The organism is Carboxylicivirga linearis (assembly GCF_018271995.1).
GTDB classification, from domain to species: Bacteria; Bacteroidota; Bacteroidia; order Bacteroidales; family Marinilabiliaceae; genus Carboxylicivirga; species Carboxylicivirga linearis.
In genome coordinates this window covers 323,190-347,477 of the sequence record NZ_JAGUCO010000001.1, presented here as the reverse complement: position 1 = coordinate 347,477, position 24,288 = coordinate 323,190, and the positions used below count along the sequence as shown (strand labels likewise).

At 35.4% G+C, this 24,288-nt stretch carries 24 protein-coding genes; 13 read left to right on the top strand and 11 right to left on the bottom strand.

What is annotated here, in order from left to right:
• The first annotated feature begins 3 nt into the window (after nucleotides 1–3).
• From atpF to KEM10_RS01490, 5 genes are all read left to right on the top strand, one after another.
• Nucleotides 4–498, top strand: a complete 495-nt coding sequence (atpF, locus tag KEM10_RS01510; RefSeq protein WP_212212558.1) for a F0F1 ATP synthase subunit B — start codon at nucleotides 4–6, stop codon at nucleotides 496–498.
• 24 nt (nucleotides 499–522) lie between these two features.
• The gene (gene atpH, locus KEM10_RS01505) at nucleotides 523–1,059 is read left to right on the top strand and encodes an ATP synthase F1 subunit delta (protein ID WP_212212555.1); all 537 of its coding nucleotides are present in this window, start codon (nucleotides 523–525) and stop codon (nucleotides 1,057–1,059) included.
• 22 nt (nucleotides 1,060–1,081) lie between these two features.
• Nucleotides 1,082–2,662: a F0F1 ATP synthase subunit alpha gene (atpA, locus tag KEM10_RS01500; protein WP_212212552.1), complete on the top strand. Its 1,581-nt coding sequence runs from the start codon at nucleotides 1,082–1,084 to the stop codon at nucleotides 2,660–2,662.
• A 38-nt stretch (nucleotides 2,663–2,700) separates the two neighbouring features.
• Nucleotides 2,701–3,582 (top strand): ATP synthase F1 subunit gamma, encoded by an 882-nt coding sequence (gene atpG / locus KEM10_RS01495; RefSeq protein ID WP_212212549.1) that lies wholly within the window; start codon nucleotides 2,701–2,703, stop codon nucleotides 3,580–3,582.
• A 268-nt stretch (nucleotides 3,583–3,850) separates the two neighbouring features.
• Nucleotides 3,851–4,018 (top strand): hypothetical protein, encoded by a 168-nt coding sequence (locus tag KEM10_RS01490; protein WP_212212546.1) that lies wholly within the window; start codon nucleotides 3,851–3,853, stop codon nucleotides 4,016–4,018.
• 77 nt (nucleotides 4,019–4,095) lie between these two features.
• Here KEM10_RS01490 and KEM10_RS01485 read toward each other — a convergent pair whose 3' ends face one another.
• Complete coding sequence (locus tag KEM10_RS01485; RefSeq protein WP_212212543.1) at nucleotides 4,096–6,372, bottom strand: patatin-like phospholipase family protein; 2,277 nt, start codon at nucleotides 6,370–6,372, stop codon at nucleotides 4,096–4,098.
• A gap of 6 nt (nucleotides 6,373–6,378) precedes the next feature.
• The gene (locus KEM10_RS01480; protein ID WP_212212540.1) at nucleotides 6,379–7,113 is read right to left on the bottom strand and encodes a TylF/MycF/NovP-related O-methyltransferase; all 735 of its coding nucleotides are present in this window, start codon (nucleotides 7,111–7,113) and stop codon (nucleotides 6,379–6,381) included.
• Between the two features lie 173 nt (nucleotides 7,114–7,286).
• On the opposite strand from KEM10_RS01480, the gene KEM10_RS01475 reads away from it, so the two are divergent.
• From KEM10_RS01475 to KEM10_RS01445, 7 genes are all read left to right on the top strand, one after another.
• Nucleotides 7,287–8,252, top strand: coding sequence for an isoaspartyl peptidase/L-asparaginase family protein (locus KEM10_RS01475; RefSeq protein ID WP_212212537.1), 966 nt, complete (start codon nucleotides 7,287–7,289; stop codon nucleotides 8,250–8,252).
• Between the two features lie 12 nt (nucleotides 8,253–8,264).
• On the top strand, nucleotides 8,265–8,639 hold the full coding sequence (locus KEM10_RS01470; RefSeq protein ID WP_212212535.1) for a tellurite resistance TerB family protein: 375 nt from the start codon (nucleotides 8,265–8,267) through the stop codon (nucleotides 8,637–8,639).
• Nucleotides 8,640–9,001: 362 nt separating this feature from the next.
• Nucleotides 9,002–9,571 carry a SiaB family protein kinase gene (locus KEM10_RS01465; RefSeq protein ID WP_212212533.1) on the top strand — a complete coding sequence of 190 codons (570 nt, stop codon included), beginning with the start codon at nucleotides 9,002–9,004 and terminating at the stop codon, nucleotides 9,569–9,571.
• Between the two features lie 11 nt (nucleotides 9,572–9,582).
• On the top strand, nucleotides 9,583–9,963 hold the full coding sequence (locus KEM10_RS01460) for a DUF1987 domain-containing protein (protein WP_212212530.1): 381 nt from the start codon (nucleotides 9,583–9,585) through the stop codon (nucleotides 9,961–9,963).
• A 31-nt stretch (nucleotides 9,964–9,994) separates the two neighbouring features.
• A complete protein-coding gene (locus tag KEM10_RS01455) occupies nucleotides 9,995–13,060 on the top strand; it encodes an ATP-binding cassette domain-containing protein (protein WP_244825457.1) in 3,066 nt (1,021 codons plus the stop codon).
• 56 nt (nucleotides 13,061–13,116) lie between these two features.
• Entirely contained in the window at nucleotides 13,117–14,031 is a 915-nt protein-coding gene (locus KEM10_RS01450) for a hypothetical protein (protein ID WP_212212528.1), read from the top strand.
• Nucleotides 14,032–14,098: 67 nt separating this feature from the next.
• On the top strand, nucleotides 14,099–14,542 hold the full coding sequence (locus tag KEM10_RS01445) for a hypothetical protein (RefSeq protein ID WP_212212526.1): 444 nt from the start codon (nucleotides 14,099–14,101) through the stop codon (nucleotides 14,540–14,542).
• Nucleotides 14,543–14,575: 33 nt separating this feature from the next.
• Here the strand turns inward: KEM10_RS01445 and KEM10_RS01440 are convergent, their stop codons facing one another.
• Genes KEM10_RS01440 through KEM10_RS01420 form a run of 5 tightly spaced genes read right to left on the bottom strand, consistent with a single transcriptional unit; the run spans nucleotide 14,576 to nucleotide 18,503 of the window.
• The gene (locus KEM10_RS01440) at nucleotides 14,576–15,253 is read right to left on the bottom strand and encodes a lycopene cyclase domain-containing protein (RefSeq protein ID WP_262897908.1); all 678 of its coding nucleotides are present in this window, start codon (nucleotides 15,251–15,253) and stop codon (nucleotides 14,576–14,578) included.
• A gap of 20 nt (nucleotides 15,254–15,273) precedes the next feature.
• Nucleotides 15,274–15,747 (bottom strand): sterol desaturase family protein, encoded by a 474-nt coding sequence (locus KEM10_RS01435; protein ID WP_212212522.1) that lies wholly within the window; start codon nucleotides 15,745–15,747, stop codon nucleotides 15,274–15,276.
• Nucleotides 15,748–15,759: 12 nt separating this feature from the next.
• A complete protein-coding gene (locus KEM10_RS01430) occupies nucleotides 15,760–16,197 on the bottom strand; it encodes a hypothetical protein (protein WP_212212519.1) in 438 nt (145 codons plus the stop codon).
• Entirely contained in the window at nucleotides 16,198–17,034 is an 837-nt protein-coding gene (locus KEM10_RS01425) for a phytoene/squalene synthase family protein (protein ID WP_212212516.1), read from the bottom strand. It lies immediately after the preceding gene.
• Nucleotides 17,031–18,503 carry a phytoene desaturase family protein gene (locus KEM10_RS01420; protein WP_212212513.1) on the bottom strand — a complete coding sequence of 491 codons (1,473 nt, stop codon included), beginning with the start codon at nucleotides 18,501–18,503 and terminating at the stop codon, nucleotides 17,031–17,033. The genes KEM10_RS01425 and KEM10_RS01420 overlap by 4 nt, the downstream gene beginning before the upstream one ends.
• Nucleotides 18,504–18,657: 154 nt before the next feature.
• Between KEM10_RS01420 and KEM10_RS01415 the strand changes: the two genes are divergently transcribed.
• Nucleotides 18,658–19,590, top strand: coding sequence for a protein kinase domain-containing protein (locus tag KEM10_RS01415; protein WP_212212510.1), 933 nt, complete (start codon nucleotides 18,658–18,660; stop codon nucleotides 19,588–19,590).
• An 8-nt stretch (nucleotides 19,591–19,598) separates the two neighbouring features.
• Here KEM10_RS01415 and KEM10_RS24210 read toward each other — a convergent pair whose 3' ends face one another.
• The 4 genes from KEM10_RS24210 to KEM10_RS01395 all read right to left on the bottom strand — a co-directional run bounded on the left by KEM10_RS24210 (nucleotide 19,599) and on the right by KEM10_RS01395 (nucleotide 24,259).
• Nucleotides 19,599–19,988 carry a hypothetical protein gene (locus tag KEM10_RS24210; protein WP_244825455.1) on the bottom strand — a complete coding sequence of 130 codons (390 nt, stop codon included), beginning with the start codon at nucleotides 19,986–19,988 and terminating at the stop codon, nucleotides 19,599–19,601.
• 222 nt (nucleotides 19,989–20,210) lie between these two features.
• Complete coding sequence (gene rpoN, locus KEM10_RS01405; protein ID WP_212212504.1) at nucleotides 20,211–21,659, bottom strand: RNA polymerase factor sigma-54; 1,449 nt, start codon at nucleotides 21,657–21,659, stop codon at nucleotides 20,211–20,213.
• A gap of 198 nt (nucleotides 21,660–21,857) precedes the next feature.
• Nucleotides 21,858–23,306, bottom strand: a complete 1,449-nt coding sequence (asnS, locus tag KEM10_RS01400) for an asparagine--tRNA ligase (protein WP_212212501.1) — start codon at nucleotides 23,304–23,306, stop codon at nucleotides 21,858–21,860.
• 167 nt (nucleotides 23,307–23,473) lie between these two features.
• On the bottom strand, nucleotides 23,474–24,259 hold the full coding sequence (locus tag KEM10_RS01395) for a hypothetical protein (protein ID WP_212212497.1): 786 nt from the start codon (nucleotides 24,257–24,259) through the stop codon (nucleotides 23,474–23,476).
• Nucleotides 24,260–24,288 lie beyond the last annotated feature (29 nt).

Sequence of the window (24,288 nt, the reverse complement as noted above, 5' to 3'; positions counted from 1 at the left end):
ATTATGGGATTATTAACGCCTGATCCCGGTTTAATCTTTTGGACAGCCATTACGTTTGGCATTTTAGTTTTCTTGTTGAAGAAATTTGCATGGAAACCTATTTTGCATGCTTTGAAAACTCGAGAAGAAACCATTGAATTCTCATTAGCTGCTGCAGCAAAAGCAAAGGCTGAAATTGAGGATTTAAATGTTGAAAAAGAAAAAATTCTTGCCGAGGCAAAATCAGAACGTGATAGTTTAATAAAAGAAGCCAGGGAATTAAAGCAAAATATTGTGGATGATGCCAAAAACAAAGCTCAGGAAGAAGCTGACAAGATTTTGGAATCAGCACGTCAATTGCTAGAAAGAGAAAAGAGTGAAGCTATCCGCGATATGAAGAAACAGGTAGCTGAACTGTCTGTTGACATAGCTGGGAAGTTATTAGAACAGGAATTGGAATCTACCGATAAGCAGAAAGCCATTATTGAAAGGTATCTGCAAGAAGTAAACTTTAACTAGAATCGGGGTAATTACAGAGTAAATATGAATAGGAGTTTAATAGCCAATAGGTATGCAAAAGCTTTGTTTAGGTTAGCATATGAGCAAGAAAACCTTGAACAGGTTAATAACGACATTCGCTTATTGCAAGGTTATTGTAACGAAGCTGAAGGATTCATGGAATTATTAATCAGCCCTGTTATTAAGCCTCAACAAAAAAAAGAAGCTTTACACTCTGTATTAGAAAATAAAGTTGAATCATCAACCATGTCGTTTATTGATTTGTTGATTACTAATAATAGGGAATCTTTACTTGAAGATATAAACAGAGGATTCATTAGCTTGTATAAACAAGAAAAAGGCATTAAATCTGTAACACTATACACTGCCGTAGAAATGGATCAACTACAATTAGAAACATTAAATAAGTTCCTTCAGAAACAGTTTAATGCTCCTGTTGAAATTACTCTAAAAGTAAATCCTGAATTATTAGGGGGATTCAAACTTACCATAGATGGTAAAATGGCAGATGCCAGCCTGAGTTCGAAGTTAAAGAATATGAAGAAGCAATTACTCAGTTAAACGTAAACTAAATTAATTTTCGATGGATACGATAAAACCGGCAGAAGTATCGGATTTATTAAAAAAACAGATTGCGGGCTTTCAAACAGCCACTGATTTGGAAGAAGTGGGAACTGTTTTGCAAGTGGGTGACGGTATTGCCCGTGTTTTTGGTCTAACCAATGTAAAATCTAACGAATTGGTTGAGCTGGATTCATGCATGGGTGTAGTACTAAATCTTGAGCAAGACAATGTAGGTATTGTTTTATTTGGCTCTTCGCAGGATGTAAAAGAAGGTGATTTAGTGAAACGTACCGGACGCATTGCTTCCATCAGAGCTGGCGAGGGAATGTTAGGGCGTGTAATCAATGCAATTGGCGAACCCATTGATGGAAAGGGTCCAATTAGCGGTGATACTTATGAAATGCCTTTAGAAAGAAAAGCCCCACAGGTAATTTATCGTCAACCGGTAAAAGAACCCCTTCAAACGGGCCTAAGGGCTGTAGATGCAATGACTCCAATTGGTAGAGGTCAGCGAGAATTAATCATTGGTGACCGACAAACCGGAAAAACAGCCATTGCAATTGATACCATCATTAATCAACGCTCTTTTTACGAAGCAGACGAACCAGTATATTGTATTTATGTTGCTATCGGGCAAAAAGGAAGTACAGTAGCACAAATTGTTAACACGCTTCAGAAACATGGAGCAATGGAATATACAGTGGTTGTTTCGGCGCCAGCTGCAGATCCATCGGCTATGCAATTTTATGCTCCATTTGCAGGTACGGCAATCGGTGAGTTCTTTCGTGATACCGGCCGATCAGCTTTAATTGTATATGACGATTTGTCAAAGCAGGCAGTATCGTACCGCGAAGTTAGTTTGTTGCTTCGTCGACCACCAGGCCGAGAAGCTTATCCAGGTGATGTGTTCTATTTACATAGTCGTTTGTTAGAACGTGCTGCTAAAATCATTGAGTCAGATGAGATTGCTTCTCAGATGAACGATTTACCTGAATCATTAAAACCCATTGTAAAAGGAGGTGGTTCATTAACGGCATTACCCATTATTGAAACACAGGCAGGTGATGTATCAGCATATATTCCAACCAATGTAATTTCCATTACCGACGGACAGATTTTTCTTGAAAGCGATTTGTTCCTTTCTGGTGTACGACCTGCTATCAATGTTGGTATTTCAGTATCTCGTGTGGGTGGTAGCGCACAAATCAAACCCATGAAAAAGGTTGCCGGTACATTAAAACTTGATCAGGCTCAGTATAGGGAACTGGAAGCTTTTGCAAAATTTGGTTCTGATCTTGATCCGGCCACAATGTTAGTTTTAGACAAAGGGCGTAAAAACGTTGAACTTCTAAAACAACCACAGTATAACCCAACCAGAGTTGGTCATCAAGTAGCTATTATTTATTGTGGTACAAAAGGATTACTTAGAAATGTTCCGGCTGAAAAAATCAAAGAATGGGAAAAAGAATTCATAGAATCATTGGATTTAGGCCATGCTCAATTGATTGAAGACCTTGAGAAAGGAGCATACAGTGATGATATTACAAAAAAAATAGAAGAGATTGCTGCTGATGTAGTAGCACAGGTAATAAAGGAATAATAGCCTTTTGGTAAAACTTAAAAAATAGATAGGTACTTATGCCAAATTTAAAGGATATACGAATCAGGATAAATTCTGTTAAAACAACAAGACAGGTTACCAGTGCCATGAAAATGGTATCGGCAGCTAAGTTTAAGAAAGCACAGGATGACATTTCGCATATCCGCCCTTATGTTGATCGTTTGGCAGGAATTATATTTGATCTTAGTCAGTCGCTTGATGAAGGTGTTGAATTTGAATGGTCCTCTCAACGAGATCCTGAAAAGGTGCTGCTAGTTGTTGTATCTTCAAACCGTGGGTTATGTGGAGCATTTAACAGCAATGTTATAAAGGAAACGGAAAAGGTTATTCGAACAAAATTCGCACAACAGTTTAAGCAAGGGACCCTTGATATTTTTGCAATCGGTAAGCAGGCACAAAAACTTCTGAAGTCTCATGGTTATCCTGTAACAAAAGACTTTAATGACTTATATAGCCATTTAACATTTGAAGCTGTTAAAGATATTGCTAAAGAAGTAATGGACGCCTTCCAGAATGGCACTTATGACAATATAGTACTTATTTACAACGAGTTTAAGAATGCCGCTGTGCAAATTGTCAGATCATATCAGTTTTTGCCGTTGCAATTGCCAGAAATAAATGAAGATTACACATCTGAGGTTGATTATATTATAGAGCCAGACAATGTTTCTTTCATTAAAAAAGTTATTCCAAATGCATTACAAACGATGTTCTATAGGGTAATACTCGAGTCAATGGCATCGGAACATGGAGCCAGAATGACTTCGATGCACAAAGCTACTGATAATGCAACCGAGATGCTTTCCGATTTACAATTAGCTTACAACAAAGCCCGTCAAGGAGCTATTACAACTGAAATACTCGAAATTGTGGGCGGAGCCGAAGCTTTGAAAAAATAATTCTATAACAAAATATTTTAGGCTGCAGAGAGTATTCTTTGCAGCTTTTTTTGTTTATATAAATCTGTGGATTGAATCTAAATTAGTTAATAATTAGATAAATATTTCTTTATTAACTACTTTTAGTAAATCTGGAGTCCAGAAACCAGCTAAACGGGGCGTAACCGAAAAGCCAGATGAGTAGGAATTAACCAACCTAAGTATGAACAACAATTGTCCAAATGTTGAGAAATGCCCAATTTTTAATGGTGTCCTCAAGGACCGTAAAATGACCACAAAATCTTATCAGATGCAGTATTGCTCGGGAGGTGAGCCTCAATATTCAAAATGCAAGCGCTACCAATCAAAAGTTAAGTTTGGAGTTTGCCCATCTGATTTATTACCGAACTCTTTAATGACATTAGATCAGATTGCCTTAAAATATGGCCTGAAGTAAAAAATTAAAATTCAGAAAAACGCTCCCATTAATAGCAAACACTTCTAACGAAAGCTGCTATTAGTGGGTTCGTTCTTTTATTTAAAAGGATAACCAATACTTAAATAACCTCTTAATTTATAATCTGAGGCATTCGTTCCAACACCAAAAGTTATTGGTCCAATTACACTGTTGATAGCCAGTCCGGCACTTCCACCCAGGATAAATTCACCTGGATTCATAACATAGTTAGCTGAATTGAACTGACTATTTCCATAATCAGTGGCGTAAATAGCATTTACAGTTACATTACCAAAAAGAAACTTACCAATCTTATAGTTAAATTCTGAACGGGCCAACAAGAAATTCTCAACGATTTTTTCTCTGAAATTCAAACCGGCAAAAGAAACACCTTCCACTCCCTGATTATACATGTTACCTCCAATATAAAATTGCTCGAGAAATGGTGCATCGTGAAAGAAGCCCCCCCCTGTTAACTGTGTAGCAAAATGGATATCTTCTGACACAGGAAAATGCTGTTGAAAGGTTGCGGTTCCTGATAAATAAAATTTAGAAGGAACATTTATATACGGTTCAACTAAAACACGATTTTCTTCCAACCCTTTATATAACTCGTAACTTTTTATATTTGAATTAATGCCAATTCTAATCAAATGACCATGAGTAGCAAAAAAGCGCTTATTTAAGGTGTTAACATCTAACAGAGCCTGAGCTCTAAAAAATCCATTACCGAACCGTTCTATCCCATATTCAAAAAGTTCAGGAATACCACTTCTCTCAGTTATTCTTACTTCTTTCCAGTTCGCCTTAATGGCCAGCATCGATCTTCGCTTTAAGGTAAAGGAGGCCCCCAATGATGCGCGCGTTGTATAGTAGTTAAATGTTCCGTATTTATTAGCATCTTCTCTATAAATGGGCAAAGGAGTGCTTTCTAAATAAAAGTCGGTTAAATAGCCGACCTTTTGCTTATCTCCCAGGTACGTGATTAAGTTGGTTGAGAGTCTTGGATCCTCTGAAATATCTGTTGTCAAACTCAAACGACTGTTTTTTGAAACTAAGTTTCGTAAAGTAACATTGGCAACAATACCCGCTTTTAGCTCATTATCGTACCGAAGCGAAAACTTGGCTTTTGCCTTAGTGGCTTCTGTTGTATTGAATATTAAATGATATTCACCGTCTGCGTTATCAATCTGGTAAGTTATCTTATCATAAAAGCGTGTTCCAATTAACCGACGCATACCACTGTTAATATCATCTACTGAAATAGAGTCACCAGCACTAAAACCAAGATTACTATAGAAATAGCTTTTAGAGATATCCTTTCTATTAAGTATACTGATTTTACTAACCAGTATTTTGCTTTCTTTTTTAATCTCATTCGGAGTTGGATTTGGTGAAATTGCATTTAACGAATCGGCTAATTGTTTAAAAGCATCAAATTGAAGCCGGGCTGCAGTTTCTCCTCTTTCCATGATAGCAATACCATCAAAGAAGCTGGAAGCTGTGAATGGATCGAGCTTTGGAGTAATCAGATAATGACAGCTACCAATAGATTCCATTACTGCCTGATTACTTCCAATCATGGCCGAGTTAAGTAATACTTTTGTAATACTGTTTAAGTCTTCCATCGTTGGCAGATCCTCATTTCCCACATTTACACCAATAATAATGTCAGCACCCATATTAAGAGCAGTCTTAACTGGAAAATTATCCAAAACGCCACCATCCACAAGGTACATCGAGTCGAGTAAAACAGGAGTAAAAACAGTTGGGATAGCCATACTTGATCGCATAGCCAGCATCATATCGCCACTATCAAACACATGTGTCTGGCCTCGGATTAAATCTGCAGCCACACATCTGTAGGGGATAGGGAGATCATCAAAACTTTCGATATCTGATACATGCCAGGTAAGTTCTGAAAGAAGTTCTGATATTCGTTGTCCCCTAACCATACCAGAAGGCATTCGTAAACCGTTCCTGCTAATATCAAACTCCAATTGAAATCTATTATAGTCACCCTTTTCAATTGGCACCACATCGGTTAGGGGCACCATATCACTTAAAATAACAGACCAATCAATATTTCTTACAATGGAGTCCATTTCTTGCGGGCTATAACCACAAGCATACAAACCACCAATTATACTTCCCATACTGGTGCCACTTATATAATCAGGTTTAATTCCGGCTTCTTCCAGCACTTTAATAACGCCAATATGCGCCAAGCCTTTTGCTCCTCCTCCGCTAAGTACCAAACCTACTTTTGGGCGAGTGGCAACAGTTTCCTTTTCTTGCCCTGATAAATGAAGGCAAAACAATGTGAAAAATATAAGTAGAAAGGGTTTGGTCATTTAATTTTATTTGTTTTTAATTAATACAACTGAGCCATACATATCAGGCAATGCAATAAAACACTCAGGGATAGTGGCTTCAAATTCATCAACAGCTTTCTTAACCCCTTCCCAATTGTGGTTATAATCGTGTACAATAATACAACCTTCAGGAGTAAGACGTTGATAAAAGAAATGTAAGGCGTCGACTGTTGATTGATATAAATCGGCATCAATATGTACGAAAGCAAACTTATTATTTTCTAAACCTATTGCTGTTTCTGGGAAAACACCTTCTTTTATTTCAACATTTTGATTTCCTCCAATGTATTGAAGCACTTCACCGGGTGTTGTATTATCAAACTTTACTGTCTGAGGTCGTACTGTACCATCACAATCTTCTCTGATTACTTGTTTGGGTAACCCACTAAAACTATCAAATAAATATAGCGCCCTATCTGGCATCATATGATGAATCAACTTAGCAGTTTCGCCTTTATAAACACCTAATTCTGCTAAATCACCTTCTATATTTTTCGCTTTAATTCGCTTTAATTGTAACCAATGACTGTAAAAACGAATTTTATCTTTATCTGCTTTTTCCTGTTTTAAAGTCAGTTTAGTTAGCAAATCCTTTTTTTGATCATCTAGCCAAACAAAAGGTTTAAATAATTTATGGGTATAAAAACTCCAGAAATAACTTAATCCAAAAGAGGCAGCTAATACAATCAAAACAAGATTTAGGAACTGGATCGTATTCATTATTACTGATTTATATTGTAAAAATATTTTTTATATCTTTCTATCTTGTGAATTTATGAACGAATAGGTTAATTATAAGTTTCGAATGGAATAAACCGGAATCAATTTTTTCTTTAATCAACAGCGTAATTTACTATTTTTGATACTACCTAAAAATACAATCCTATTTTATTATGGCTAAATATTCGTTACTTCTTCTCTTTTTAACTTTGCTGTTGTCTTGCGGACCCAAAGTAGAAAAAACTAAATGGGCAATTGCAATACATGGAGGAGCTGGAAATATTACGAGAGATTTAATTGATGAAAAGCTAGTTCAAGAATATAACCATGCTTTACAAGAAGCCCTTGAAACAGGATCATCAATGCTGCAAGAAGGAGCAAAAGCAGTAGATGTAGTTGAGAAGGTAGTAACTGTACTTGAAGACAACCCTCTTTTTAATGCCGGTAAAGGAGCTGTATTTACGCACAATGGAAGAAATGAATTAGATGCAGCCATCATGGACGGTAGAAATTTGAATGCTGGAACCATTGCGGGAGTGGGAGATATTAAAAATCCTATTAGGGCTGCCCGGGCAGTAATGGATCAATCACCTCATGTTATGATGGTTGGAAAAGGAGCCTCCAAGTTTGCTGCTGAAAATGGCATTGAAATAGTTGACAGTAGTTACTTTTATACTGATAAAAGATGGAAAAGCCTGCAACGTGTTCTGCAAAAATCAGAAAAAAACGGAACAGTAGGCTGCGTGGTTATGGATGTAGAAGGAAATCTGGCTGCCGCCACATCAACTGGCGGCATGACCAACAAAAGATATGGCAGAGTTGGAGATGTGCCGATTATTGGTGCTGGAACATACGCCAATAATAAAACGTGTGCCGTTTCAGCAACCGGCCATGGTGAATATTTTATTCGTTATACGGTGGCTCACGATATTTCGGCCTTGATGGAATACAAAGAATTAAGTCTTGCCAAAGCTGCAAACCTTGTTGTAAATGGTAAACTTAACAGTAAAGCTGGTAATGGCGGAGTGATAGCAGTAGATCAAAAAGGAAATCTGGTATTGGAGATGAATTCCTCCGGTATGTTTAGAGCTTGGGCCAATTCTAAAGGTGAAAAAGGAGTAGCTATTTTTAAAGACTAATATTAAAAAATTATGAGTGTTAAAAGCAGACTTTACGATGCATTTGGTGAAATGCTTTATGTGGTGGCAATGGCAGACGGCATTATTCAACCTGAAGAAATTGAAGTTTTGCACAATGCTTTGCAAAAACATCCGGCAGGTAAAGATATAGAATGGTCGTTTGATTACGAACGGCTACATCAGAGCAATGTGGAAGATTTGTATCAAAAGGTTTTAAACATCTGCCAGGACAACGGACCTGATCCTGAATACCAAATGATGGTAGATGTGATGGAAGAAGTAGCGCATTCGAGCAACGGCATCAATGAGGATGAACAAAAAGTGATCGATCGTTTTATTCATGAATTAACAGATCGATTTAAAAAAGACATTAAACAGATTGAATAATCTGTATTTAAGTACATAAGAGTAAAGGTATTAATGCGGAAAGAAAAATTTCAACCCCGAAAACCATACTTTTACCCTTAAAACCCTTATAATAGCCGAAAAAGATCGAACTATTCATCATTTTTCCCGTAAGAGCAATTCGATACCTACATATTTTTATGTAGCAACGAACGCAATAGGTTGATATTTTGGACTTAAACCCCAAATTTCACCATTTAATCGGAAAATTATTAGCATATTTAAATGCTAATATTAGAAATGAATGATTGGGTATATATATGGTTCTTTCTATTTTTGCTTTTGAGAGGTAAAGCATAGGTAGAATTAAGAACCTTTATAGACAGTATAATACACATGTAGACATGGATAAAAAAAGTGAAAATCAAGGTTTTCTGGACTTTGCCTACCAGATGTACAAAAGCATGAAAACCAATGAGATTAATTTGGTTTACGAAGGTGAAGTGACTCAAGAAATTACGAAAACCTTCACATCATTAACAGAAAAAAATCTGGCAAAATCTGAAGAGTCGAACACTGTTCAGCGCAAAGTATTTAATGTTATGGTGGAATGCCTTCAGAACATTAGTAAACATGCCGATTCATTATCTGATGAAGATGAAGATCGAAGAGGAATCGTAATGGTTAGTCATGGTGAAGAAAGCTATAACATCATTACCGGCAACGTCATCAAAAACGAAAAAGTAGATGACTTAAAGAAAAATCTTGAGCACGTAAACAGCCTTGATAAAAAGGGGTTATCAGACCTTTACAAACAACAAATGCGTGAAGGCCGAATTTCTGAAAAAGGAGGTGCCGGTTTAGGATTTATCGATATCGCCAAGAAAACAGGTAGTAAACTTGGATTTCAGTTCAAAGAGCTGAATGAAGAAGTTAGCTTTTTTATTTTAACATCAACTATTAAACGTACTTAAATAATACATATATGGAACTTATAAACATTAAGGGGACTGATGATACCCCCAATGTAATTCTTGATAAAGACAACGCTAAATTTGAAATTTCAGGCCGATCTCTTCCAGAGGATGTAAATATGTTCTATGAACCTATTCTTGAATGGATTGATTCATATGCAGAAGCTCCATGTGAAAAAACTGAATTTAATTTTAAATTAGAATATTTCAATACAGCTTCTTCGAAAGTTATCCTTGATATACTTTTAAAATTTGAAGAAATTGTTGAAAATGGTCATGAAGTATTAATCAACTGGCATTACCACGAAGAGGAAGAAGATATGTTGGAAGCTGGTGAGGAATATGCTGACATCGTTGAAATTCCATTTGAATACATTGCTTACACCGACTAATTAAAAAACAAAACACCCCTACATTTAAACAATGAGTGAAGAAATTCTAAGAGCACTGATGCAATTGTTTGGTTTGATTGCCAAACAAGATGGCGGAGTTGAAGCGAATGAGACTGAATATGTAAAAACATTTCTAAAGCAACAGCTGAGTTCAGATGCTGTAGAGGAATATTTCTCTCTTTTTTTAAAGTTTTCAAAGGATTCGAAGTTAGGTAAGGACGAGCCAGAAGGCAAGGTCAAACTAACCTCTATGAAGGATTCTGTGAAGATTCTGGGGATATGTAAAAAGATTAATAAGAAACTAAATAAAGAACAGAAGGTAGTTGTTCTTTTACGTTTGTACGAATTGGTAAACGCCGACCGTAAGTTCACTGACCAACGGATGGCTATTATCAACACTGTTGCAGATGTTTTTAAACTACCAAAGGAAGAAATAGATGCAATTGAATCCTACACTGTCAACGACGATCTGTCAAAGCTAGATTTGGCAAATACAATGATTGTTAATGACAGTGAGCAGAATTTTACAAATGCCAAACATATTCAGTGCGGAACACTTGATGGTAATGTAATTATTCTAAGGATTAAAAGTGCTGGATTATACTTCCTAAGATATACTGGTCAGCAAGAAATATTTTTGAATAGCTTGCTGATTAGTAACCGTAGAATCTACCTATTTTCTAAAGGTAGTTTCATTAAACTTCCCAAAGGACCTCCGGTATACTATACCGATGTGGTTTCGCACTTTCTATCTGATTCTACAGGTTCTAAAATTTCATATGAAGTTAAAGATGTTAAGTATCAGTTTAAATCAGGTGGAATTGGTCTACGCGATGTTAACATCTCAGAGGAACAAGGGAAGTTAATCGGAATAATGGGAGCAAGTGGAGCTGGTAAAACCACTCTGCTTAATGTACTTTCTGGTATTGAATCTCCTACTGAAGGTGAAGTCTTGATTAACGGATACAACCTTCATAAAGACAGAGATAATGTTGAAGGTGTTATTGGTTATATTCCACAAGATGATCTTCTAATTGAAGAGTTATCTGTTTTTGATAACCTATACTACAATGCCAAACTCTGTTTTAAAGATAAAAAAGAAGATGAGATAAAGGAGTTGGTTGACAATACGCTTATCAATCTGGGTTTATATGAACGTCGCCATCTTAAGGTAGGTTCGCCCTTGAATAAAATGATAAGTGGTGGTCAACGAAAAAGGCTAAATATTGCTCTGGAATTAATTCGAGAACCGGGAATATTGTTTGTTGACGAACCAACATCCGGTCTTTCTTCACGTGACTCTGAGAATGTGATGAACCTACTTCGTGAGTTGGCACTTAAAGGCAAACTCATTTTTGTAGTTATTCATCAGCCATCATCCGACATCTATAAGATGTTTGATAAGATGTATATTCTAGACACAGGTGGCTATCCTGTATTCTATGGTAACCCAAGCGAATCGCTTATCTACTTTAAACGCCTAGATGCGCAAATCAATAGTGATCAAGGAGAATGTGCTGTTTGTGGTAATTTAAATCCAGAACAAATCTTCAATATTATTGACGCCAATGTTATTGATGAATACGGAAATTACACCAATAAGCGAAAAACAAAACCGGAAGAGTGGCATGAGCATTACAAAGAGAATATTGAGATACCAACGGTAGATCAGGTAAATTCAGCTCCTCCAAAATCATTGAATATTCCTTCATGGCTTAATCAGTTTAAGATATATACCATCAGAGACTTCTTTGCGAAGGTTAGTAACAAACAATATATTTTACTGAATTTATTGGAAGCTCCTTTATTAGGATTTATACTGGCATACCTAATTCATTACATTGTAGATCCGGAATCGAACGTTTATATCTTTCGAGAAAACGACAATATACCTCCCTATTTTTTCATGGGAATTATTGTTGCGCTGTTTTTTGGTTTGATTGTGAGTGCGGAAGAAATATTTAAGGATGCTAAAATTCTTAAGCGAGAGTCGTTCTTGAATCTAAGCCGATCGAGTTATCTGGTTTCCAAAATCTTGATCCTATTTACAATTTCGGCTATTCAAATGGTACTATTTGTGGTAGTTGGTAACTTTATTCTAGGTATCAAAGGGATGACATTTGAGTTTTGGCTGGCACTATTTTCTATCTCAGCCTTCGCTAATATTTTAGGCCTCATTTTGTCTGCTTCATTTAATTCAATTGTAACTATATACATCTTAATCCCACTGGTTATGATTCCTCAGATGGTATTGGGTGGCGCAATGTTTACTTTTGATAAATTAAATAAGGATTTTACAAGTATTGACAAAGTACCAATAGTTGCTGAAGTAATGCCTTCAAGATACATATATGAAGGTTTAATGGTACATCAATACAAGCACAACAACTACAGAAAAAATATTTTTGATACTGAATTAGTAAATAGTAAATCGGACTTTAAACAGGTTTATTACATTCCTGAATTAGAGGAAATACTAAACAATTGCAGACAGCATTTTCAATTATCATCAGACAACGAAGACAAAGCCTTTATTGCCGATTTAGACCTTTTACACAACGAAATATCCAAAGAACTAAAACGAGTTCCAACAATAGGATTTGATAAATTAGATCAAATAAATCCACAAGGCTTTACTCCTGAATTGGCATCAGAGGTAGAAACATATCTAAAAACTCTTAAAAGCCATTATAGCAGTCAGTTTTTTGAGGCCAATAATAAAATTGATTTATTCATTACTCAAAATCTGAAGAACAATAAGGAAAAATTCAATCGCATAAAAGACGATTACATGAATGAAAGTATTGCCGATATTGTTCGAAAAACCTTTGATAAGAATAAAATCTTGAGAGATGGCAATAAACTAGTACAGGTTGTGGACCCAATTTACCAAATGCCTGAACCTGAGAATATTTTAGACTTCAGAACTCACTTTTTTGCCCCACAAAAACATTTTGCAGGTAAATATTTCGATACACTATGGTTTAATATTTCCATCGTTTGGTTATTGACCATTGTTATGTATATTGCGTTATACTTTGATTGGTTAAAGAAATCTTTAGATTATCTGGGAGAATTAAAACTCTTCAAAAAGTAACCTTTTCAAGGTCTACAGTGTATAACAAACCTAAAATGAATTTAAAATTTATAAATATGTTAAAAAAATTCACTTACTTAACCCTTACACTAGCAGGTGTATTTTTAATGACTGCTTGTGGAGGATCATCGAATAAGAAATCGTCATCTGACGAATTGACTTTTAATGATTCATTAGCTAATGCAGCACCACTTGAGCTTTCAGAAGAGGTAATGAGTGATGTGATTCAAAATATCTCGTCGCCTGTTGAAATGGCCTCATTGATTAAATCAACTGGAGTAGAATTCTCACAGAAAATATTAAACAGCACTAATCAAATTGACAATTACAATACCAGCTTTAAAAGAGCTTTAAATCTAGGTGTATACAGTGCTGATTTAGGTTACATCAACACATTTGACAAAAACACCATTGTAATTGATTATTTGGTTTCAATTAAATCATTAGCTGAAGGAATTAAAGTAGGTCAGTTTTTCGATTTTAATTCGCTAAAAAGATTAGCCACTAACAGCAACAATCTTGATTCATTGATGCAGATTTCAATTTCAAGTTTCAATAAAATGGATTCATACCTACGTAGTCAGAACCGTAGTAATGTTTCTTCATTGATTGTTACCGGAGCATGGATTGAAGGCTTGTACATTGCTGGAAAAGTTGTTGAGCAAACCAACAACGAAGGCTTAATCAAGCGTATAGCCGAACAAAAAGACATTATCAATATTTTGGAGATCATTCTTCAGAACTATAACAAACAACCTAGTTTCTCTGAATTAGCTGAGCAATTAGCCAAATTAAAGGCGTCATATAAAGGTGTAACGATTACTACAGAAATTGGTGATCCAAAAACTATTGAGCAAGACGGCAAATTAGTTATCGTACAAGATGAGATTAGCCACGTTGATATTACGCCAGAACAAGTTAGTGCCATCATTGCAGAAATTAATGCTCTACGTGAATTCATTGTGTCATAATTTGAATAATCTTTAAAAAGCTTATTTTTGTCACATTAATTTTTCTGATTCACATAAATATACGAATATGAAGAAGTCATTATATAGTCTACTATTTCTTTTAACAGCTTTTGTTTTTACCAGCCATGCTCAATGTGGGGATGACTTATTGAAGCAGGCCCTTAAGGAAATGGGAAGCAGTCAGTATATCAAAGATTTTACTGTTGAGTTAATTAAAGAGAAGAAAGATGTTAAAACAGGATACGTTAAATTTTCTATCTTCTTAAACAGTAATACACAATATAAATTCAATGTTGCAAACGGTGCATCAAACATCGATAAGGTAGTGATGCAATTGAAAGATAAAGAAGCAACCAGAGTTCTTGCCAGTAACTTATACAATGGGAAAACTTTTGATGAATTTAGCTTTGTTTGTAGAAAAGCAGGTGTTTACAATCTATCATTCTCATTTAAAGGAGGACAAGAAGGTTGTGCCAAAGCTGTGATGTCGCTGGTTAAACAGATACAATAAACTTAATTGAAGATATAGAAGAAGGCCGTTGAGTTACTCAACGGTCTTTTTTTTGCCTTTTTTAATAAATTCATAGAGCTGAATATTCATTAAAACTAACAAAAAGCCATAAACACTATCTTCTATGGGAATCGTACCTATTCTCAATCCCATATTTTCAGCATTATTATACCACACAATTGGTTCATCAATCCAGGAACCTGTTAGAACCCCATTACTCGCTAAAAAAAAGGGAATTATTAACAGATAAGAAAAATAAATCCAGCTGATATCTTTCCGCTTAACAAGCAAAACTAAGAGATAAATGCCTGTTGATATTAATGTTATTGTGGTATAAAGTCTATTATAAAAATACAGGCCAATAGAAATAAATACTACAACCAACAATCCAGTTATAAAGTGAACCTTTGGTGTTAACCAATTCTTAGCAAAGAGATATTGTATTGCGAAATAGGTAAAAACAACGGCATATGGAATACATATAAAAAATAAGATCTCCTCAATGGGTAGGTTGCCCAAATATATACCCGTTAAATAGTCAGGATTAAATCCCCAAATACCAGCTTCTGTAAATAAATAATCCCAAATTAAGAAGAAAAATGCAACAGCAAGATTAGCTGGCAGAAAATATTTCCATTCTTTATAAAAAGAATGTTTAGGGTAAAAACTGGCAATAAATGGTACTAGAATACAAAATAAATCAACCAACAAATATGTATAATTCTGGAAACTCAAATCAAACTGCCTTTAAGTTCCTTATCCGTCATAGACTTTGCTTCCTTAATAAACTTGTAGGGAACATATAACATACCAAAGCACTTGCCCCCTTTATGATGACTCTTATGCGCCAGCCATAAACCTCGCATATATGGATGACTAACATTATTCAACCAATTAAACCGATGATGAATAAATACATCATGTACAAGAAAGTAAGCCATACCATAAAAGAAGATTCCTAAACCAATGAAGAACATAAAATTCAATGCTGGATTAATACCATAGTAAAACAGCAAAATACTTGGTGTGGCAAAAATAATGAAGAAGGCATCGTTTTTTTCAAAGGTAGTTTCATTAACTAAATCATGGTGATCTTCATGCAATACCCATAAAAATCCGTGCATAACATATTTGTGTGTAAACCATGTAATACCCTCCATTACAACAAACGTTGCTATTACAATTAGAATATAGAAAAGTACCATAACCATCTCTTTTTATTCATTACTTAAATTATCAAGCATCATTTTCTTAAGAGACACTCCAATATCTGCCTCATTAATATTTTCTCTTATAAAGATTTTGTCAGACACCATATCGGAAGAATACCCGAGAAAAGAAGGTGCGTTACTTTGCACCAGATAGCGTACGTATTTACCATCGATATTATTCGGATTTTTAGATATAAACACTTCAAGCATGTCTTTTCCCTTATTAAAGTATTTAAGCTTGCTATATGGCGAGAAAACATATTTAGCCATTTGCATGTATGCCGAAGCAAGATATACCTCAGATACAGGAAGGTCCGATTTTTCAATAATAGAAATAAATGTCTCCAATGATTCCTTGCTATTTACATGATGGTATTGCATTCTTATTGAGTCTTCCTCAGAGAATGAAACCAACAACAAACCAATGAAAACAAATACATTCATTTATAGTATATTAAGCTTATATCTTACGTACGATTTCAATAGTATCTCCAGCTTAAGGAAATTATTCACTCTTATGCGCTCTTTCAATATTTTTTTACTATCGGCTAATTTTAGCTCCCGTAACAAACGCATATAATATCTGTAGGCCAGATAAACCCCTAATCGACCTTCAATAGGCAGTTTAACAATACCTTTATAAGCCTCAGCAAAATCATCTTCAATGTCTTTAATTATTTCTCGCTTTACTGAATCATCCAGATTATAACTCTGAAGGTTTGGAAAATAAGATCTTCCTAGAGTTTCAGTATCATCTTTAAAATCGCGTAAGAAATTCACCTTCTGAAATGCTGAACCCAACCGCCTTGCATACGGCTCTAACTCAGTATAGCGTTTCTCATTGCCTCTAACAAACACTTTTAAACACATCAATCCAACCACATCCGCCGAACCATAAATGTAATCTTTATATTCTTCTACTGATTGATAACTATTTTTGTGTAAATCCATTTTCATGCTATGCATAAATGAATCGACTAAATCGTATAGTTTGTAACTATGCACAATCTCCTGAAAGGCATTTAAAATGGGATTTAAACTAATTTTTCGCTCCAAGGCTTTGTAATAATTCTGTTCAAATTCTTTAAGCAATTCTTCCTGATTATAAGAATGAAAAGAATCCACTATTTCATCGGCATAACGAACAAAGCCATAAATAGCATAAATAGCTGGTCTGACTGATGGAGCCAGAAGTGTTATTGCCTTTGAAAAAGACGTACTGTAGGTTTTGGTAACCAACCTGCTACAGCTATAGCTTGATGTATCAAATAACTGTTTCATGATTTATGGTATTTTTTGATTAATGAACTGACCACTTTACCGGAAATTAATGAAGGCGGAATTCCCGGTCCTGGAACGGTTAGCTGCCCGGTGAAATACAAATTTTTCACTTTCTTGCTTTGCAATTTGGGTCTCAGAACATGTGTTTGCAACAGCGTATTTGCAAGTCCATAAGCATTTCCTTTATATGAGTTGTAATCAGATATAAAGTCATTTACACCATATGACTCTTTAAATAGAACATGTTCTTTCAACTTTTGTTTAGTTAATCGTTCGGCTCTGGAAATAATTTTATCGAATATCTTCTGTCTTTGTTCTTCTGAGTCTGAAAGACCTGCAGCTAAAGGCACTAAAAAAATTCCAGCCTCCTTACCTTCAGGCGCTGCACTTGCATCAGTTATACTAGGAAAACTAGCGTAAAACAAAGGATCTTCGGGCCATTGTTTAGTTTCGTATATTTCTTTCGCATGACGCTCAAAATCTACATCGAAAAATAAGGTATGATGCGACAGATTCTTTAATTTCTTATCAAATGCCACATAAAATAACAAGGCTGATGGCGCAAACGTCTTTTTATCCCAGTATTTTTCTGAGTACTGTCGATAGCTTTCAGGTAATAATTGCTCGGTAAATTGATAATCAGCGCCACTCAATAGAACATCACATTTATATTCCTTACCATTAATAATTGCACCTCTGGATATTCCATTATTTACAACTATCTGCTCAACCCTGCTATTATGATGTATGGTAACGCCCAATTTTAAAGCCAACTTATGCAAAGCCTGAGCAACCTCATACATTCCACCTTTAGGATGCCAGGTACCCAATTTAAAATCGGCATAATTCATAAAATTATAGAATGCAGGAGTATTAGACGGCTTAGCCCCCAGGAATAAAACCGGAAACTCCATTATCTTTCTTAACTCTGCACTTTTTACGACTTTACGAACTGACTGAGAAATAGTAGTAACGAAAGAACCCAGTTTTTTAGCTGTTTGGGGAGTTATTATTTCCCAAATACTTTGCCCAGGTTGATATACCAAATCTTTAATGGCTATCTTATAATTATCCTCCGCTTCATTAATAAACTTCTGAAGGGATTTACCACTGTTAGGCTCAAGTTCTTCAAAAGTCTGTTTTATCGATTCAAAATTATTGGCAATCTTAACAGAGCTATCTGCAAAATAGACCTCATAAGCAGGGTCAAGTCTGTCGAGTTGATAGAAATTTTCTGATGAAAAATTAAAATCATTAAAAAATGATTCAAATACATTCGGCATCCAATAAAAGGTTGGCCCCATATCAAATGTAAATCCATCCTTTTTTAATTGTTGAGCTCTCCCCCCTGAATAGCTGTTTTTTTCGAATACAGTAACATCATATCCTTCTTGTGACAAATAACAGGCGGCTGAAAGGGATGAAAAACCAGCTCCAACAATAATTACTTTTTTAGATGTAGCGGACATAAATGAATGTTTAATTTTATCTTGTAATCTTTAAACATATAAATAAAAGATAAGTTCATCCTCTATTCATATTTCATCAACATCCAAAACAACATTTTGTGTTTGCTTGGAATTTAAATTTGGGTTTTGTTAATTGTCATGCTAACTATTATTTATGAAAGAATTAAACATAAACGGTTCATCAGGAAGTTATACATTTCAAGCTGAGCAGGAAAATCGCATTCATATTGGCGTACGAAATATCGATCAGCTTCCGGTATGCCTTAAAAAGATTAAACATAACAACCAAGCCTATTTAAAATCGTTTGAGAAATTCTCGTCTATTAATCATCCGGCTATTGCAAAATCATTGGAACTTATTAACGAAGACAATGAGATGTATGTTATAAGAGAATACCATTCAGGAACTAGCTTAAAATCTATAATTGAAACCAGATCTTTATACCATAAGGTAACCGAACAGTTTTTCATAAAACTTACCATTGCTCTTCTAAAGGCAGTTGATGTACTTCATCAAGCGCAAATACTTCATCTGGATCTTAAACCGGCTAATATCATCATCAGACATAAAGAAGGTGAATTACCAACACAATGGGACCCGGATAAACTCCTGCTTATCGATTTGGAACAATCACTTTGCTTCCCGGTTGAAAAGGGTTTCAGAAACCGTTTTACTCTAATTTATAGTCCTCCTGAACAATTATTAAACCGTTTACATCTGTTAAATCCATCAAGTGATATATCAGCTATTGGAATTCTCTTATACGAAATGATATCGGGAAGCGCCCCGTATTGCGATTGCAATCCTGAAATGCTATTACATCTGCAATTAACTTATCCAATCAAAAAAAGACCCACTATGCGGGATGATTTTTTCTTGATTATTCAAAAAGCATCTTATAAAGCTTCGTTTCCCAAACCACCACGCATGCTTGATTACGATACTATTGATTCAATACTTATAGAGGGTATGAATAATAGGTACCAGACCTGTGACGAAATGATTAAACCATTAAATGATTATCTTGAGATAATTAAGAATGAACCATCATGGTGGCTTAAGTTATTACGCAGAATGGGATTTTAATCGAATAATTATAAAAGTATTCCGAAGAAAACCACAATAAATCCAAGAAAAAAACCAACATGTACCTGAAGCGGAGTGTGAGCGTTCAGATATAAACGAGAAGTTCCAACTAATCCGGAAATAATCACTACCGCTGAAAAGATAAGCCAGATATCAAGACCAAACCGTTGGGACAAAGCAAACAGCGCACCTGCCAATCCGCCTATACCAATCATATGCATACTAATCTTCCAAAAGAATGTTATAAACATAGTCACTAAAATGGTAATTAAGGTAGCCAGCATAAATCCCTGAATAAAATAAGGTACCACAGGAAACCTCACCAAAAAATAATATCCCAGAAGATAAAACAAGCCGGTAAAAGCAACAGGTAAGAGTCTTTCTTTCCTTTCTTTCATATATACACTCTTAATTATTCCTAACAGTAAAAAAAGAGGAATCAAACTAAGAGGTAAGATACTCGTACTTAAAAATACGATAAGATAAACTATTCGTTTATGCTCAAAAGGCATATATGCAAAATGCCCACCTACATTAAAAATAAGTATCAGCCCTATTGTAGGAATTAATAAAGGATGAAAAACAGTTGAAATAACTTTGGAAAAGGTCTTCATTATTACCTATAGCTCTTTACGAAGTCGCGCTACCGGAATTCCCAATTGCTCTCTGTATTTAGCAACTGTACGACGTGCGATATTATATGATTTTTCTTTTAAAATATTGGCTAACTTATCATCAGTCAAAGGCTTACGCTTATCTTCATTAGCTATACATTCTTCCAATATCTTTTTAATCTCTCTGGTACTAACCTCTTCACCCGAGTCGGTCTGCATACCTTCAGAGAAAAAGTACTTAAGAGCAAAAATGCCAAAGTGTGTTTGTATATACTTACTATTCGAAACTCTTGATATCGTAGAGATATCTAAATTTGTAACATCTGCAATATCTTTCAGAATCATAGGACGCAATTTTGTTTCATCACCTTCTATGAAGTATTCTTTCTGATAATCAAGAATCGCTTCCATCACTGTCATCAATGTATTTTGACGTTGCTTTATTGCATCAATAAACCACTTTGCCGAGTCAAGCTTTTGCTTAACAAACATCACAGCATTTTTCTTTTCCTCCGTCTGATTTTTTTTGTTGGCACTGTAGTCTTCCAACATGTCGGAATAAGTGTTACTAATGCGAAGTTCAGGAACATTTCTATTGTTTAGACTCAATTGAAACTTCTCATCCTCAACATCCAAAATAAAATCAGGAATGATGTGCTGTACCGTTTTTGTCATCGTATTACTGTACGAGCTTCCTGGCTTTGGATTTAATTTTAAAACCTCAGCAAGGGCATCCTTCAACTCTTCTTCATCAATGTGAAGACGCTTCGTAATTTTATCGTAGTGTTTACGCGTAAATTCTTCGAAATGATATTTCAGTACCTGAAAGGCATTTTCTACGTCAGGTATTGTTCGGTCTTTGCGGCCAATTTGTAATAATAAGCATTCTTGTAGATCACGTGCAGCTACTCCAGCCGGATCAAAATCCTGAACAATCTCCAATACATCAAGCGCTTCCCTTTCATCCACTTCAATATTTTGCGAGAAAGCTAAATCATCAATAATCTCATCCACTTCGCGACGCAAATATCCATCTTCATCGATATTGCCAATAATATATTCTGCAATCTCATGCTGACGTTCAGTTAGTCTACGTAATCCTAATTGGGCAATCAGATGTTCGTGAAAAGTGGTTCCGTTAGAGAAAGGAATATCTTCGTGTTTATCGTCTTTCGAAAAATTACGTTGTTGTAGCTTATACGCAGGTATATCTTCATCGCTGATGTAGTCGTCTATCGACATCTCATCCCGCTCATTCTCCGGCTCTCTTGTATCCTGATCATCACTATCCGGATCAGGCTGTTCTCGATCTAACTCTAGTATGGGATTTTCTTCTATCTCTTTTTTTATACGTTGCTCAAGTTGAGCCGTAGGTATCTCAAGCAGCTTTATCACCTGAATTTGTAATGGTGATAACTTTTGAAGAAGCTTTTGTTGTAAATTCTGTTTTAACATCCCCTTAATCTTTTTTCAACACAGTTGGTACGGCTATATAGTCCGAATACAGAAGAAAGAACAATCCCTGAACAACTTTCAACAAAATTAAAATTTATTCATCAAAACCGACAGATACCCACGATATTTTAACTATTTATAGCATAAATAAAAATGCCGGTTAAAAAATAACCGGCATTTAGCTCTTTATTTTGTATTTTAAAACTCTGCTGTTTTGGGAGTTCGAGGGAAAGGAATAACATCTCTGATGTTACCCATACCTGTAACAAATAACATTAATCGCTCAAATCCTAAACCAAATCCACTGTGAACAACAGATCCAAAGCGACGAGTATCTAAATACCACCACATCTCTTCAGCAGGAATATCCATTTCCTTCATACGTGCAGTTAGTTTGTCCAAATCTTCCTCTCGCTGTGATCCTCCGATAATCTCACCAATTTGAGGGAATAACACATCCATTGCACGAACTGTCCTTCCATCATCATTTTGCTTCATATAAAAGGCTTTGATATCTTTTGGATAGTCAGTTAAAATAACTGGCTTCTTAAAATGTTTCTCTACCAAATAGCGCTCATGCTCAGATTGAAGATCGCTTCCAAAACCATCAATTGGGTATTTGAATTTCCCTTTCTTATTTGGCTTCGAATTTTTAAGAATATCAATGGCATCAGAATAAGGCAATCGAATAAAATCATTTGATAACACAAATTGAAGCTTCTCAATTAACTCCATTGTACGTTCATCAGCCTTTTTATTCTTCTCTTCCTCTTGCAAACGGCTACTTAAAAACTTCAAATCATCCATACAATTATCCAATGCATATTTGATAAGGTATTTCAAGAACTCCTCAGCCAAATCCATATTATCATCCAGGTCATAAAAGGCCATTTCAGGCTCAATCATCCAGAATTCAGCCAGGTGACGCGATGTATTTGAGTTCTCTGCCCGGAAAGTTGGACCGAAAGTATAAACCTCACCCAATGCCAGTGCAGCCAACTCTCCTTCTAACTGACCAGAAACAGTTAGGTTGGTTGCTTTTCCAAAAAAGTCTTCTTTATAATTAATTTGTCCTTCTTCGGTACGGGGAAGATTTTCATAATCAAGAGTAGTTACCTTAAACATCTCACCTGCACCTTCAGCATCTGAAGCGGTAATGATAGGCGTATGAATATTAAGAAATCCTTTCTTCGTGTAAAACTCATGAACGGCAAAGATCATCGCATGACGCACGCGTGCAATGGCACCGAAAGTATTAGTACGAAAACGTAAATGAGCTATTTCTCTAAGAAACTCAAGACTATGTTTTTTAGGCTGAAGTGGGTACTTATCCGGATCACATTCGCCCATAACAACAATTTCTTTGGCTAAAACCTCAACAGCTTGTCCACTACCGGTTGATTCGCAAACCTCACCATTAATAGATATGGCAGCACCTGTTGTGATTCGTTTTAATAACGCCTCATCAAAATTAGGTACATCAACAACTATTTGCAGATTATGGATACAAGTTCCGTCATTTAAAGCAATAAAATTTACTTGTTTATTTCCTCGCTTGGTCCTAACCCAACCTTTCACATTTACTGTATGACCTGTTTCGGTTGATTTCAACAGATCGGTAATCTTAGTTCGACGTAATTGTTCCATATTTTATTCTTAATATTTTATATCAGGAAATGCAAAATTAATGATTTGTTTTTATTGTATGTAAAGTTGATAGGTAAATGCAATAATAAACATCAATTATCTTTCAAATACTCATAAAAAAAGGTGACCATTTCAATGATCACCTCTATTTCTTGCATGTAAACCATCTACTTTTTAGTAAACTGTTCCATTTTATTATCGTAATTGATATAATATTTACCTTTTTCCAGAGAAGCCACATTTACTTCGGTTGAATAACCTTTGAACACAATTCCACCATACTCATCATATATTTCGTATAAAGTTGGTGCACTAAACGTTAATACATCATCCACTCTACTGGGCGAAAAGCTAACTTCTGGTTTAGTCGATACAATAGTAACCTCATCTGAGTAACGAGGTTTTTTACGGTAATCTACTTGTTTTAATCTAAACTTATTTTCACCAGTATGTTCCCGTACTTCTGCTTCGTATGTGTTTTCTGATGCTGTACCCTTTCCGTTAATCTCGCCTACTTTTACCCATTTATTCCAACGGTATTGTTCTATAATATAAGGTAATGCACCTGCCTCATTTTTAGCAGTCCAGCTAATTTTATCTTCTGTTAATTTTAAATCAACAACCTCAAACGAAGCTCTGGAATTGAGTACTTCAGGATTGAGTACCTTAGGGGCACAGTCTTCTTTATACTTAATACCTACCGTTATAGGTTGCCCGATAGTAAATTCAAAAACGGTTAAATCAACTTCAAAAGCACTAGAGTTAATTTCATCCGTGGTTGTTTGCCCGTTAACAGTTACCTCGTACACGCAAAAACCTACCCCTGAAGCTGCAAAAGGATTCTTTACATAGAGGTTTTCTCCCTGGAAAGTACCTCTCAGCACCATCTCACCGGCAAAAACGCTACTTAGTGAAACAACAGTGGCTAAACAAGCAAAAAGTATTTTTTTCATGTAGGCTTGATCTAGATTATTTTTTGGGA